This window comes from Roseateles cavernae (assembly GCF_040187885.1).
In the GTDB taxonomy this organism is placed as follows: Bacteria; Pseudomonadota; Gammaproteobacteria; order Burkholderiales; family Burkholderiaceae_C; genus Roseateles_E; species Roseateles_E cavernae.
In genome coordinates, this window is the sequence record NZ_JBDPLH010000006.1 from 190342 (window position 1) to 205025 (window position 14684).

Here is a 14684-nt window from a genome sequence, read left to right on the forward strand (position 1 = left end):
CAATGCGTGAACGCTATTGCTGCTCCAGCGCCAGCTGCCATTGCAGGCGCTGCAGCCGCCCATCGGCCAGGCTCAGGCGCAGGCCGTCGCGCCGGCCGCGCCAGCTGATCCAGGCACAGCCGGCGTCGCGGGCCCAGGGCCGGTCCGCCTCGCAGGCGCGCAGCAGCCCGCCCAGCTGGGTGTCCAGCATCTCGGTCGTCGGGGGGTGGCGCTGCAGCTGCGCGGCCAGCGCCTGCAGCAGGCGGTGCTTGCGGCCCTGCCAGGCATCGAGCTCGGGCTGCCAGGGGCCGCCCTCGAACCAGCCCTGGCGCTGGGCCAGCGGCCGCAGCTCGGCGACCAGGGCGCTGGCCGCGACGGGCCATGCCTCATCGGCCTGCGGGCATGACGCCAGCAGGCCCAGGGCCAGCATCAGCCAGGCCCTTGCGGATTGTTGCCGCGCTCCCATCGCGGCAGTGTGCGCTGATCGCCCACGGCGCGGCTCAGGGCTTACCCCTTGGGAGCGGCGCCGAACAGCTCCGGATGGCGGTGGGCATACCAGTCCTTGACCTGCTCGTGATCGAGGGTCAGCAGGGTCTTGAAGTCGGGCACGAACAGATAGCCCAGCGCGCTGGCCGCCGACAGCAGGCCGAACAGGAAGTAGACGGTGGCCACCTCCAGCTTCAGCAGCGCCAGGCCGGCCAGCGCCGGCCCGGCGGCCGCCGCGATATTCATCGTCATCATGCCCACCGAGCTCAGACGGGCCCGGAAGTGCTCCGGGATGGCCAGCATGCGATGGGTCTGGCCGACCAGCACGCCGCATGAGTTGGCCAGGCCGACCAGGAACAGGGCCAGCACCAGCACCTCGCCCTGACCGGTCCAACCCGCCAGCGCCAGGCCCAGGCCCTGGGCGGCGGTGGCGCCGACACGGGTCGCGTAGCGGCCGATCCGCCGGGCCACCCAGGCCGAGCCGCCCAGCGCGCCGACCAACATGCCCAGCGACAGCCCGGTCTCGGCCGCGCCCAGCCAGGCGCCGGAGAGCCCCAGGGCCTTGATCTTCAAGGGCACCAGCATCGTGAAGGCCGGGAACATGAACAGCATGCCGACGAAGTTCACCAGGGTCCACCCCCGCTCCAGCGGCATGGTCCAGCTGGCCCGCAGGCCCTGCCGCAGATCGTCGCGCCAGGCGCTCATGCCACGCCCCGCGCGTGCCGGCGGCGCCCGCTGCGGCAATCGGCGCGCCAGCAGCACCGCGCTGAACAGCAGGCCGGCCTGCAGCCACAGCGCCGCGCCGGTCGACCAAGCCAGCAGGCTGCCGCCCAGGGCCGGGCCCAGCACCCGGCCCAGCGACTGCGCGCTGCGCTGCAGGCTCAGGGCATCAGGCAGTTGCGGGGTCTCGACCAGGTCGGCAGCCACCGTCATCAGCGTCGGCATCAACAGGCCCGAGGCCAGCGCGCTCAGCAGCGCGGCCAGCAGGACCCAGCCGAGGTGGTAGTGGTCGAGGCTGACCAGGCTGGCCAGCAGCAGGGCCACCAGGGCATAAAGCACGAGGCCCAGCATGATCAGCCGGCGTTTGGCCAGGCGGTCGCCCAGCGGCGACAGCACCGGCATCACGATCACCGCCAGGGTGGCCGCGCTGAAACCGTAGATGGCCAGATCACGGGCTCCACCCTGGCCGGCAATCCACCATGGCGCGGCGACCGCACCGACCATCAGTGCCAGCCAGCTCAGCAGCTCGCTGCACAGCAGGGCCCGGAACGGAGGGCCCAGGGCGTCCACACGCCCGCGCATCACGGCAATCACCGCATCTCCCTGCGGCGCCCTCCTGGGAGCGCCGCCATCTCGTTGTTGATTTGATTGGTGCCGGTGATTGTGGCCGAACGCGGGTGCGACTCAGGGCTTGAAGCTGTCGCCCAGCGCCACGCCCTCGCGGCGCGGATCGGCGCCGCCGGTCAAGGTCGGCGTGCCATTGAGCGGCACGCGGATGATGGTGGAGATGCCGCTGGACTGCGCATTGACCGAGACCGTATGCCCCAGCGCCCGCAGGCCGATGACCAGGGGATCGGCCGCACCGCTGTTGGCGGCGTTCACATTCGGGTGCTCGCCGCCGACATTGGTGGTGACGCTGTTGGCGGCGCCGAAGTCGATCAGATTGGTCGCCTGCTGGGCGTCCAGCCCCCAGTCCAGCGCGCCGACCACGGTCTTGATCACGTACTGGATGATGGTGCCGCCGCCAGGCGAACCGGTGCCCATGTAGAAGTCGCCGATCTTGCCATCGGCGCCAGTCTTGAACACCAGGGTCGGCGCCATCGAGCTGCGCGGGCGCTTGCCGGCGGCCACGCTATTGGCGATCGGCAGGCCGGCCCCGTCGGTCGGCGTGGCGGAGAAATCGGTCAGCTGGTTGTTGAGGACAAAGCCCTGGGTCATGTGGAAGGAGCCGAAGGAGCTTTCCACCGTGGTCGTCATCACGACCGCATTGCCCTCCTTGTCGACGATGGTCATATGGGTGGTGCCGTTCTCGGCCGTGCTGGACAGGCCTTGCGCCGGGGTGCCGAAGTCGCCCGGCTGCGCCGTGCCCATGCTCTTGCTGAAGCTGATCAGGCCGGCGCGGCCGCGCAGATAGGGCTTGGCCAGCATCGCCTCCCAGCTGCCGCCGGGCAGCGGCACGAAGTCGGTGTCGGCGATGTATTTGTCGCGGTCGGCGTAGGCCAGGCGCCCGGCCTCGCTGATCAGGTGCACGCCGAACACGCTGGGCTTGCCGCCTTCGAGGTCGAGCGCGCTGGGGCCGTGCAGGCCCAGGTTGAAGTTCTCCAGCACGCCCAGGGCCGAGGCCACCGTGATGCCGCCCGACGAGGGCGGCGGCATGCCGCAGACCCAGTAAGCCCGGTAGGTGGTGCAGACGGCCTCGCGCTTCTTGGGCTGGTAGGCGGCCAGGTCGGCCAGCGTGGTCTTGCCCGGGGTGATGGGCGTGCCGCCGGTGGCGGCCGCGACGCCGATCTTGTCGACGATGGCCTGCGCGATGGGGCCGCTGTAGAAGGCATCGGCGCCGCCGTTGGCGATTGCCGTCAGCGTCGCGGCATAGGCCGGGATCTTCAGTGTCGTGCCCAGGGCCTTGGCACTCTGGTCGGCGTTGAAATAGGTGGCGGCGGCCTCGGCATCGGCCAGCAGATTGCTGCGCGAGGCGCTGATCGCGGCGGCCATGCGGCCACTGATCGCAAAACCGTCGGTGGCCAGCTGGATGCCGGGCTGGAACAGCTCCTTCCAGGCGGTCTTGCCATGGGCTTTGTGGGCCATCTCCAGCATGCGCACGACGCCGGGCGTGCCGATCGAGCGGCCGCTGGCACGGGCATTCGGCTTGGGCGCGCTCTGGTCGCCGGCGTCATCGATCCAGCGCAGGTAGTTGGGCGTGGCAGCGGCCGGCGCGGTCTCGCGGCCGTCGTAGCTGACCACGGTCTTGGTCTTGGCGTCGTAGTGCAGCATGAAGGCTCCGCCGCCCAGCCCGCTGGACTGCGGTTCGACCAGGCCCAGCACCGCCTGCACGGCCACGGCCGCATCGGTGGCCGTGCCGCCGGCCTTCAGCACCTCGCAGCCGGCCTTGCTGGCCAGCGGATTGGCCGTCACCACCATATAGCTCTTGGCATGCACCAGCTTCTTGCCGACGCGGTAGCCCGAGGCCGGCTCGGGCGCCGCCGGATCGCCCGGTAGGCCGGAGCCGACCACGACCGTGCCGGTATCGCTGAGGGCCTGACAGCCGGTGTCCGCCAGCGGCGGAACGAGCTCCTCGTCGTCGCTGCCTCCACAGCTGCCGAGCAGCCAGAGCGGCGCAAGCAGCAGGGCGAGTTGGAACGGGCGGGCAGCTAGGCGCATGAGCATCTCCGTGAGAGGGTGACGACCCATCCTAGGCTGCTGCCCTGCCCCTCCCCACTTGCACCGTGCGAATGCCGGATCGAGACCCCTAGAACAAGGCCCGCAGCGGATGCTGATCCGGCGCCCAGGGGCTCTCGAAGAAGGCCTCGACCATGGCCGGCGTCACCTCCTCGATGCGGGCCGGGTTCCAGCGCGGCGCATGGTCCTTGTCGACCGCCAGCGCGCGGATGCCTTCGACGGTCTCGCTGGCGGCGCCCGGGCGCAGCTGGAAGCAGCGATGCACCAGGTCGCGCTCCATGCGCAGATCCTCGGCCAGGCTCATGCGGCGTGCGCGGCGCAGCTGTTCCAGGGTCACGGCCATCATCAGCGGCGAGCGCTTGGCGAGGACCGCATGGGTCCGCTGGGCCCACTCGTCATCGACGGCGGCCCGCAGCGAGGCCATGATGGCGGCCACATCGGGCAGCGCGAAATGGCGGTCGATGCGGGACTGCAACTGCAGATGCTCGTCGGGCGGCGCCAGATCGGCCCGCTCCATCACGGTGGCGACCACATGCTCGGCGCTGCCCTGCTCACCGTGCCGGAAGGCCTCGATGATGGCGGGCAGCTCGCTGCTCTGCACGAACACATCAGCGAGGTTCAGCTCGATCGCATCGCCGGCGCCGATCACCTGGCCGGTCAGCGCCAGCCACTCACCGATCCGGCCGGGGCACTGGCTCAGGAAGTAGCCGCCGCCGACATCGGGGAACAGGCCGATATGGGTCTCGGGCATCGCCAGCTTCGAGTGCTCGGTCAAGACCCGCAGCCTGGCGCCCTGGCTGATGCCCATGCCGCCGCCCATCACCACACCGTCCATCAGGGCGATATAGGGCTTGGGATAGTGGTGGATCAGGTGATTGAGCGCGTACTCCTCTGTGAAGAAGTCCTCGAGGGCGCTGTCACCGGTCAGCGCGGCCTGGTGGAAGAAGCGGATGTCGCCGCCAGCGCAGAAGGCGGGCGGTTTGCCTTCGCGACCCGCGCCCAGGATCACCACGGCCTGGATCTGCGGCGCACTGGCCCAGGTCTTCAGCAAATGGGTGATGTCGCGAATCATTGCCAGCGACAGCGCGTTCAGCGCCGTGGCGCGGTTCAGAGTGATCAGTCCCAGACAGCCATTGATTTCGGCCAGGATCTGACCGTCGGACTGCAGCGTGGAGATGGCGGCGGACGGCATGTCCAGTTCCCTTAGTTTTTTGATCTTGTTCCGCAGGCCCGCGAGCGCAGGCCCAGCACTTCATTGCCCAGCAGGGCAAACAGCACCATAGCACCCCCGGCCAGGGCTGCGGAAGACGGGGCTTCCCCAGCACCGAGCCAGGCCCACAGCACGCCGAAGATCACCTCCAGCAAACCCAGCAGCGCGATCTCGGGCGCGGCCAGCACCCGGGTCAGCCGCACCGCCAGCAGGCAGGGCACGGCCAGTTGGAACACACCGAGGCCGGCCAGCAGGGTCAGGTCATGCGCGCCGGCCTGCACAGGCCAGGCCAGCGGCAGGGTCAGCGCGGCAGAGATCAGCGCGCCCAGCAACACGGCCAGCAGCATGTCCGGGTCGGAGGCGCTGCCGGCCTTGCCGCGCTGCACATGCTGCAGCAGGGTCCAGTTGGTGGCGGCGGCCAGCGGCACGGCAAAGGCCACCGCGACACCGATCAGCGCGCCCGGACCGCCCTGCATTTCGTGGCCGAACATCCAGGCCATGCCCAGGCTGCCCAGCGCGATCGCCACCCAGGTGCGCGTCGGCAACCGGTGCCGCAGAAAGACACGGGCGAACAGCGCCGTCAGCAGCGGCCCCAGCGACATCGTCACCAGCACATTGGCCACCGAGGTCAGCGTGATGCTCACCATGAAGGCGGTGAACATCGTGGCCCAGCACAGGGCCGAGACCCAGACGCTGGCCGAGGCTCGCCGGATCTGCCCGGCCAGCGCCGGCCCGCGCATCCAGGCCAGGGCCGCCGCCAGCGCCAGCGCATTGAAGGCACTGCGCCAGAACGTCACCTCGAAGCTGCGTGCCGCCTCCAGATGCCGCGTCACCACACCCGCCGTGCTCCACAGCAGCGTGACAACAAGCATCAGCAATACCGCACGACGATGGGTCATAGACAAAATTGAGAGCGGCCCCGAAGGGCCGCAAGACAGCGAGGGCTGCTTAGTTGCGCGACGCGCGCTTGCGTTCATTTTCAGAGAGGTGACGCTTGCGCAGACGCACGCTCTTGGGCGTGATCTCGACCAGCTCGTCGTCCTCGATGAACTCGACGCCGTACTCCAGGGTCAGCTCGATCGGCGGCGTGATCTTGATCGCGTCTTCCTTGCCGCTGACGCGGAAGTTGGTCAGCTGCTTGGTACGCGTGGCATTGACGACCAGATCGTTGTCGCGGCTGTGGATGCCGACGATCATGCCTTCGTAGACCGGATCATTGGGCTTGACGAACATGCGGCCGCGGTCGTCCAGCTTGCCCAGCGCGTAGGTGAAGATTTCACCGGCATCCATCGAGATCAGCACGCCGTTCTTGCGGCTGGCGATCTCGCCCTTGTGCGGCTCGTAGCCGTCGAAGATATTGCTGATCAGGCCCGAACCGCGGGTCAGGTTCAGGAACTCATTGCTGAAGCCGATCAGGCCACGCGCCGGGATGCGGTACTCCAGGCGCACGCGGCCACGGCCGTCCGGCTCCATATTGACCAGCTCGCCCTTGCGCTCGCCCAGCGCCTGCATCACGCCGCCCTGGTGGGTTTCTTCGACGTCGGCCGTCACCAGCTCGATAGGCTCGTGCTTCTCGCCATTGATGTCCTGGAACACCACGCGCGGCTTGCTGACGGCCAGCTCATAGCCTTCACGGCGCATATTCTCCAAGAGAATGGTCAGGTGCAGTTCGCCACGCCCCATCACCTCGAAGATGCCGTCCTCGTCGGTTTCCTTGACGCGCAGCGCCACATTGCTCTGCAGCTCTTTTTGCAGGCGGTCCCAGATCTGGCGGCTGGTGACGAACTTGCCTTCGCGGCCGGCCAGCGGGCTGGTGTTGACGCAGAAGTTCATCGTCAGGGTCGGCTCATCGACCTTCAGCATCGGCAGCGGGGCCGGGCTGGCCACGCTGGTCACGGTCACGCCGATGCCGATTTCCTCGATGCCGTTGATCAGCACGATGTCGCCGGGGCCGGCTTCGGTGGTCTGCACGCGATCCAGGCCTTGGAAGGTCAGCACATTGTTGACGCGCCCCTTGACGGCCTTGCCGTCCGGGCCTTCCATCACCAGCACGTCCATCGCCGGCTTGATCGTGCCCTGGCTGATGCGGCCCACGCCGATACGGCCGACGAAGGTGCTGTAGTCCAGTGCCGAGATCTGCAGTTGCAGCGGCGCGGCCGGGTCACCCTTTTGCGAGGGCACATGCTTGAGCACGGTGTTGAACAGGGCCGACATATCGGGACCCCACTGCTCGCCCGGTGCGCCCTCTTCCAGCGAGGTCCAGCCATTGATGCCGGAGGCGTAGACAACCGGGAAGTCGAGCTGCTCGTCGGTGGCGCCGAGCTTGTCGAACAGGTCGAAGGCGGCATTGATCACGGCATCGGGCTTGGCGCCCGGCTTGTCGACCTTGTTGACGACGACGATGGGCTTCAGGCCCAGGGCCAGCGCCTTCTTCGTGACGAAGCGGGTCTGCGGCATCGGGCCTTCCTGGGCGTCGATCAGCAGCACCACGCCGTCGACCATCGACAGCGCACGCTCCACCTCGCCGCCGAAGTCAGCGTGTCCGGGGGTATCGACGATATTGATGTGGGTGCCTTCCCAGCTGACCGCGCAGTTCTTGGCCAGGATGGTGATGCCGCGCTCGCGTTCGATGGCGTTGTTGTCCATCACGGTGTCGACCACTTTTTCGTGCTCGGCAAAGGTGCCGGACTGGCGCAGCAGCTGGTCGACCATGGTGGTTTTGCCATGGTCAACGTGGGCGATGATGGCGATGTTGCGAATCTGCTTACTCATACGACGCTTTCAAAAAATCTGGGTTCGCTACGAAGGCCTTCGACCTCCTGAGCGCTCAATAGTCGGTCGGCGATCAACTCGCCGGCGCTGATGTGTGCACTGCCTAAAAGTACATGCGGCTCGGGCCCGTAGACCCTGACATGCGCCGCATCTGCAACGGCAACACGGCGCCGCAGACCGGTGAGAAAACGGGCGGCCTCGTCGCCGGGCAAGCTCAGCGCGGGCCAGTCCGCCAGCAAGGCGTCCGGGGGGCGCAGCAAGGCCTCGCGCTCGGTCTCGGTCAGCGCCGCCAGTGCGTCCAGGCTGATGGCCTGGGCCACGCTCAGCGGGCCGGAGCCGATGCGGCGCAGCGCGCCCAGCGAGGCACCGCAGCCCAGGATCTTGCCCAGGTCTTCGGCCAGCGTGCGGATATAGGTCCCCTTGGAGCAGCGCACCCGCAAGCTCAGGGTGTCATGCTGCCAATCCAGCATGTCAATCGAGTGAATCGTGATGCGGCGCGTCGGGCGTTCGATCTCGATGCCGGCGCGGGCGTACTCGTACAGCGGCCGGCCTTCGTGCTTGAGCGCCGAATACATCGGCGGCTTCTGCTCGATCTCGCCGCTCAGCGCGGCCAGCGCGGCGGCGATCTGCTCGGCGGTCACCGCCACCTCGCGCTGCTCCAGCACCTCGCCCTCGGCGTCGCCGGTGGTGGTCGTGAGGCCCAGCCGCAGCACCGCCTCGTAGGCCTTGTCGGCATCCAGGCTGACCTGGCTGAACTTGGTGGCAGCGCCAAAGCACAGCGGAAGCAGGCCGGTGGCCAGCGGATCCAGCGTGCCGGTATGGCCGGCCTTCTCCGCCCGCAGCAGCCATTTGGCTTTCTGCAGCGCGTCGTTGCTGGACAGGCCCAGCGGCTTGTCCAGCAACAGCACGCCGTGCACGGCACGGCGTGTGATCCTGGGGCGCGGGGCGGGGCTGTTCATCGCGATGGCTCAGTCCTTGGCGGGCTCGCCAGCGCTACTGTCGGGCAGTGCGGGCTCGTCGTCCAGTGCCCGCGTCGCATTGGCCTTGTGGATCAGCGAACTCAGCTCGGCCGCGCGCTCGATGCTGCGGTCGAAATGGAAGTGCAGGGTCGGCACGGTGTGGATCTGCAGGCGCTTGAACAAGCCGTTGCGCAGAAAGCCGGCGGCCTCGTTGAGGGCCGCCTCGGTCTCGACCGGATCGCCGACCAGCACCGAGAAGAACACCTTGGCATGGGCGTAATCGGGCGTGACCTCGACGGCATTGACCGTGGCCATGCCGATGCGCGGATCTTTCAACTCACGGACCAGCTCGGCCAGATCACGCTGGATCTGGTCGGCCACGCGGAAACCGCGGTTGGGAATAGCTCGTTTATGTCGCATGCTCAACTCCTAGCGCCCTGTAAACGCAAACCCCGCCTTCGTGTGGAAGGCGGGGTTTGCTGACAAGTCTTTCGACTGAGGGCAACGCCGCCTTACAGCGTTCGGGCCACTTCCTTGATCTCGAAGAATTCCAACTGGTCGCCCTCGGCGATGTCGTTGTAGTTCTTCAGCTTGATACCGCACTCGAAGCCTTCCTTGACTTCCTTCACATCGTCCTTCTCGCGGCGGACCGAGTCGACCTCGCCGGTGTAGACCACGATGTTCTCGCGCAGCAGGCGGAACTTGGCACCACGGCGCACCAGGCCCGAGGTGACCATCGAACCGGCCACCGTGCCGATCTTGGAGGCCACGAAGACCACGCGGATCTCGGCCGTGCCGATGACTTCCTCGCGCTGCTCGGGAGCCAGCATGCCGGTCATCGCTGCCTTCACCTCATCCACGGCGTCATAGATGATGTTGTAGTAGCGGATGTCGACCGCATTGCCTTCGGCCAGCTTGCGCGCACCGGCATCGGCCCGCGTGTTGAAGCCGATGATGACCGCCTTGGAGGCGATCGCCAGGTTGACGTCGCTCTCGCTGATGCCGCCCACCGCCGCGTGCACGATCTGCACCTTGACCTCGGGCGTCGACAGCTTCAGCAGCGAAGAAGCCAGCGCTTCCTGCGAGCCTTGCACATCGGCCTTGATGATCAGGCTCAGGGTCTGCTGGTCGCCACCGATGTTTTCGAACATATTCTCGAGCTTGGCGGCCTGCTGGCGAGCCAGCTTGACGTCGCGGTACTTGCCCGAACGGAAGGTCGCGATCTCGCGCGCCCGACGCTCGTCGGACAGCACCATGAACTCGTCGCCGGCCTGCGGCACTTCGGTCAGACCCTGGATTTCCACCGGGATCGACGGGCCAGCCTCGGTACAGGGCTTGCCATCCTCGTCCAGCATGGCGCGCACGCGGCCATAGGTCGAGCCTGCCAGCACCACATCGCCACGCTTCAGGGTGCCGCTTTGCACCAGGATGGTCGCGACCGGGCCGCGGCCCTTGTCCAGCTTGGCTTCGATCACCAGGCCCTTGGCCATCGAATCCTTGGCGGCCTTCAGTTCCAGCACTTCGGCCTGCAGCAGCACCTGTTCCAGCAGGGCATCGATGCCCTCGCCGGTCTTGGCCGACACCGGCACGAACGGCGACTCGCCGCCGAACTCCTCGGGCACCACCTCTTCGGCCACCAGCTCGCTCTTCAGGCGTTCCAGATTGGCACCGGGCTTGTCGATCTTGTTCATCGCCACGACCAGGGGCACGCCGGCCGCCTTCGCGTGGTGGATGGCTTCCTTGGTCTGCGGCATCACGCCGTCGTCCGCCGCCACCACCAGGATGACGATGTCGGTGGCCTTGGCGCCGCGGGCACGCATCTGCGTGAAGGCCGCGTGACCCGGGGTGTCCAGGAAGGTGATCATGCCGCGCGGCGTGTCGACGTGGTAAGCGCCGATATGCTGCGTGATGCCACCGGCTTCGCCGGCGGCCACGCGGGCCCGGCGGATGTAGTCCAGCAGCGAGGTCTTGCCGTGGTCGACGTGACCCATGACGGTGACCACCGGCGCACGCGACAGCAGCTCGTGAGTCTGCTCGGTGACGCCCTCTTCCTCGAGGAAGGCATCCGGATCGTCCAGCTTGGCCGCGAAGGCCTTGTGACCCATTTCTTCCACGACGATCATCGCGGTTTCCTGGTCCAGCTGCTGGTTGATCGTGACCATCTGGCCCAGCTTCATCAACTGCTTGATGACCTCGGAGGCCTTGATGGACATCTTGTGCGCCAGATCGGCCACCGAGATGGTCTCGGGGATGTGCACTTCCTGCACCACCGGTTCCGACGGTGCAACGAAATTGGACGGGGCGCCACCACGATCATCGCGACCGCCGCGACGGCCACCGGCGCCACCCTTGGGGGCACGCCAGCCCGAGGACGGACGGGCACCGGCGGGACCGGTCGAACCGATGGTCTTCAGACCGCGTTTCTTGGCGGCATCGTCGGCCCAGCTGCTCGACAACTTCTCGGACTTGACCGACTTCTTGTCGCCCGGCTTGGCAGCCCCGGCAGCGGCCGGCGCGGGAGCGCCCGGCGTGCCCGGCTTCTTGTGGATCGTGCCCTTGATTTCCTTGGCCGGATCCGGCTTCGGCTCTTCCGGCTTCTTCGCGACCATCACTTTCTTCGGTGCATTCATCATCGCACGGATCGCCGCAGCCTCGGCCTCGGCGGCCTTGCGGCGGCGCTCCAGGTCGACCTGTTTTTGCTTCTCTTCGGCGCCCACATCGACCGCCTTGATCACCCGCAGCGCGGGCTTGGGCGGCTCGACCGGTGCTGCCGGCGCAGCGACGGGCGCCGCAGGTGCGGCGGCTTCCGGCGCCGGTGCGGCCACTTCGGGCGCCGGGGCAGCGGCCGCAGGTGCGGCACGACGCGCACCACCGGCCACTGCCTTGTTGATCGCGGCAGCGGCTACCTTGGCGGCTTCACGGGCCGCCGAGTTGTCGGCAGCGGCAGCGGCAGCCGGCTTGGCTTTGGCGGCCTTGGCCGCAGCGGCGTCGGCCGCAGCCTTGGCGGCGGCTTCCTCGGCGGCACGGGCTTCGGCAGCCAGCTTGTCCTGGCGGCGCTGCTCTTCGGCGGCACGGGCAGCACGCTCGGCTTCCTCACGCTCGCGCACGCGGATCGCCAATTCCTCTTCCTGGCGACGCAGGGCTTCGGCCTGGGCCTGGGCTTCCTCTTCGCGGCGCTGCAGATCGGCCTCTTCGGCGGCGGCGGCGCCAGCCTCGTCCAGACCACCCGGCGCGTCATCGCGCTTGACGAAGGTGCGCTTCTTGCGCACCTCGACCTGGATGGTGCGGGCCTTGCCGCTGGCGTCGGCCTGCTTGATCTCGCTGGTCGACTTGCGGGTCAGCGTGATCTTCTTGCGGTCGGCGCCGCCGGTACCGTGCGCGGTGCGCAGGTAGTCCAGCAGACGTTCCTTGTCGGCTTCGTTGAGGGCGTCATCGGTAGACGCCTTTTTGACGCCCGCAGCTTGCAGCTGCTCAAGCAGCGTGCTCGCAGGCCTTTGAAGCTCTGCAGCGAACTGGGCGACGGTAGTCACAGCCATTGTTGGATCCTTAACTTATGCGTTCTTTGCTGTGCGAATGACGGGTTTGTGCGGGCATCTCGCTGCCTCAGACAAACCAATGTTCGCGGGCCTTCATGATCATGGCGCGGGCCGCAGCCTCGTCCATGCCGGCCAGTTCAACGAGTTCGTCGACGGCCAGATCGGCCAAGTCGTCACGGGTATGGATATTGCCGTCAGCGAGCTTGGCGACCAGTTCGGGCGTCATGCCCTCCAGGTCGCGCAGGTCTTGGGACACTTCCTCGACCTTTTCCTCGCGGGCAATTTCCATGGTCAGCAGCGCATCCTTGGCCCGGGTGCGCAACTCGTTGACCGTGTCCTCGTCGAAGGCCTCGATTTCCAGCATTTCCTGCATAGGCACATAGGCCACTTCTTCCAGGCTGGTAAAACCCTCGGCGATCAGGATGTCGGCGACTTCGGCATCGACGTCGAGCTTGTCGACGAAGAGCTTGCGCACCGATTCCGATTCGATCTCATGCTTGGCCGCGGATTCCTCGGCCGACATGATATTGATACGCCAGCCGGTCAGCTCGGAAGCGAGCCGCACGTTCTGGCCGCCACGGCCGATCGCGATGGCGAGGTTTTCCTCGTCCACCACCACGTCCATGGCATGTCGTTCTTCGTCCACCACGATGGACTGCACATTCGCTGGCGCCAGCGCGCCGATCACGAACTGGGCCGGATCTTCCGACCACAGCACGATGTCCACGCGCTCGCCGGCCAACTCATTGGTCACGCCGTTGACGCGCGAACCGCGCACGCCGACGCAGGTACCGATCGGATCGACCCGCTTGTCGTGCGACAGCACGGCGATCTTGGCGCGGCTGCCGGCATCGCGGGCGCAGCTCTTGATCTCCAGCAGGCCCTGCTCGATCTCGGGCACCTCCTGGGCGAACAGCTCCTTCATGAACTCGGGCGAAGAGCGCGAGAGCATGATTTGCGGACCGCGCTGGGTCGGGTCGATGCCCAGGATGACGGCGCGCACCCGGTCACCGGTGCGCAGGTTTTCCTTCGGGATCATCTCGCCGCGCTTGAGGCGGCCTTCGATGCGGCCCGACTCGGCAATGATGTCGCCCTTGTCCAGGCGCTTGACCGTGCCCATGAAGATCTTCTCGCCGCGCGACAGGAAGTCGTTCAGCAGTTGCTCGCGCTCGGCGTCGCGGATCTTCTGCAGGATCACCTGCTTGGCGGCCTGGGCACCGATACGACCGATGGGCACCGAGTCGATCGGCTCCTCGATATGGTCTTCGACCTCGATGTCGGCGATCTGCTCCTGGGCTTCGAACAGCAGGATCTCGGCATCGGCATTCTGCAGGCCGGCCTCATTGGGCACGACATGCCAGCGACGGAAGGTCTCGTAGGCGCCCGAATCGCGGTCAACGGAGACGCGGATGTCCACCTCGCCGCCATACAACTTCTTGGTGGCCGAGGCCAGGGCAGCTTCCACCGCGCCGAACACCACATCGCGTTCCACGCTCTTCTCGCGCGAAATCGCATCCACCAACATCAAAAGTTCGCGGTTCATTGATCAGGACCTCCGTCAACCTTGTCATCCTTGGGCACGGCACTGGGCTTGCCGGCCTTCTTGTCTGGCGCCGGCTTGGCGCCGCGCCCCTTGAAGTTCACCACCGGCACCAGCCGTGCCTCGCGGACCTCTTCAAGAGAAAAATCCAATGCCTGATCGCTCTTGCCGTCGTTGAAGACCAGGCGCCAGCCCTCCCCCTCGGCTTCCAGCAGACCCTTGTACTTCTTGCGCCCCTGGAACGGCATGCGCAGGGTCACCTCGATCTCCAGGCCGGCAAAGCGCTGGTAGTCGGCCGCTTTCTTCAGCGGGCGATCCAGACCGGGCGAGGACACCTCAAGGCGCTCGTAGGCGCAATTCTCGACCTCGAGCACATACTGCAACTGGCGCGTCACGCGCTCGCAGTCTTCCACCGTGATCAGCTCGCCGGCCAGTGCCTGCTCAGCCAATTTGTCAATATAGACACGCAGCAGGCCGCCGGGGCTGCGTTCGCAGTCCACCATGTCGTAACCCAGACCGGTCACGGTTTTTTCAACGGCGGCTTGCCAGTTCATGCTTTGACTCATGCAGCGGGTATCTCGGGCTCTCGTGAGGACTGTCGGTATGTAAAAGCGATCAAGCAAAAAAAATGGGCTGGATGAATCCGCCCACCTCAGTGCCCCGCCAAAAGTCTCTGAACAGCCCATAAAGAGTCTTCAAAGCCCCTCAGCGAAGGCAGGATTGTACTATGCAAGCACCATGCCCGCAAGCTGCGGCGCTCGCGAAGTACCGATGGCATGCCAAAATCCGAGGCTTATTTTAATGAC

At 66.9% G+C, this 14684-nt stretch carries 11 protein-coding genes; all 11 read right to left on the reverse strand.

Going from position 1 to position 14684, the window contains the following annotated elements; translation table 11 throughout:
• Window positions 1-13: 13 nt before the first annotated feature.
• Window positions 14-445 (reverse strand): hypothetical protein, encoded by a 432-nt coding sequence (locus ABGI63_RS17435; protein ID WP_349743614.1) that lies wholly within the window; start codon window positions 443-445, stop codon window positions 14-16.
• A gap of 41 nt (window positions 446-486) precedes the next feature.
• Entirely contained in the window at window positions 487-1779 is a 1293-nt protein-coding gene (locus ABGI63_RS17440) for an MFS transporter (RefSeq protein WP_349743615.1), read from the reverse strand.
• 90 nt (window positions 1780-1869) lie between these two features.
• Window positions 1870-3849, reverse strand: coding sequence for a gamma-glutamyltransferase family protein (locus ABGI63_RS17445; protein ID WP_432767435.1), 1980 nt, complete (start codon window positions 3847-3849; stop codon window positions 1870-1872).
• Between the two features lie 82 nt (window positions 3850-3931).
• Window positions 3932-5053, reverse strand: a complete 1122-nt coding sequence (locus tag ABGI63_RS17450; protein ID WP_349743617.1) for an enoyl-CoA hydratase/isomerase family protein — start codon at window positions 5051-5053, stop codon at window positions 3932-3934.
• Between the two features lie 11 nt (window positions 5054-5064).
• Window positions 5065-5970 carry a DMT family transporter gene (locus ABGI63_RS17455; protein ID WP_349743619.1) on the reverse strand — a complete coding sequence of 302 codons (906 nt, stop codon included), beginning with the start codon at window positions 5968-5970 and terminating at the stop codon, window positions 5065-5067.
• 49 nt (window positions 5971-6019) lie between these two features.
• Window positions 6020-7843: a translational GTPase TypA gene (gene typA, locus ABGI63_RS17460; RefSeq protein ID WP_349743620.1), complete on the reverse strand. Its 1824-nt coding sequence runs from the start codon at window positions 7841-7843 to the stop codon at window positions 6020-6022.
• Window positions 7840-8802 (reverse strand): tRNA pseudouridine(55) synthase TruB, encoded by a 963-nt coding sequence (gene truB / locus ABGI63_RS17465; protein WP_137944966.1) that lies wholly within the window; start codon window positions 8800-8802, stop codon window positions 7840-7842. The genes typA and truB overlap by 4 nt, the downstream gene beginning before the upstream one ends.
• 9 nt (window positions 8803-8811) lie before the next feature.
• On the reverse strand, window positions 8812-9222 hold the full coding sequence (gene rbfA / locus ABGI63_RS17470; RefSeq protein ID WP_137944965.1) for a 30S ribosome-binding factor RbfA: 411 nt from the start codon (window positions 9220-9222) through the stop codon (window positions 8812-8814).
• Between the two features lie 92 nt (window positions 9223-9314).
• On the reverse strand, window positions 9315-12338 hold the full coding sequence (infB, locus tag ABGI63_RS17475; protein WP_349743622.1) for a translation initiation factor IF-2: 3024 nt from the start codon (window positions 12336-12338) through the stop codon (window positions 9315-9317).
• Between the two features lie 67 nt (window positions 12339-12405).
• Complete coding sequence (gene nusA, locus ABGI63_RS17480; protein ID WP_262972709.1) at window positions 12406-13881, reverse strand: transcription termination factor NusA; 1476 nt, start codon at window positions 13879-13881, stop codon at window positions 12406-12408.
• Window positions 13878-14432 (reverse strand): ribosome maturation factor RimP, encoded by a 555-nt coding sequence (gene rimP / locus ABGI63_RS17485; RefSeq protein WP_349743623.1) that lies wholly within the window; start codon window positions 14430-14432, stop codon window positions 13878-13880. Before rimP ends, nusA begins: the two co-directional genes overlap by 4 nt.
• Between the last annotated feature and the right edge of the window lie 252 nt (window positions 14433-14684).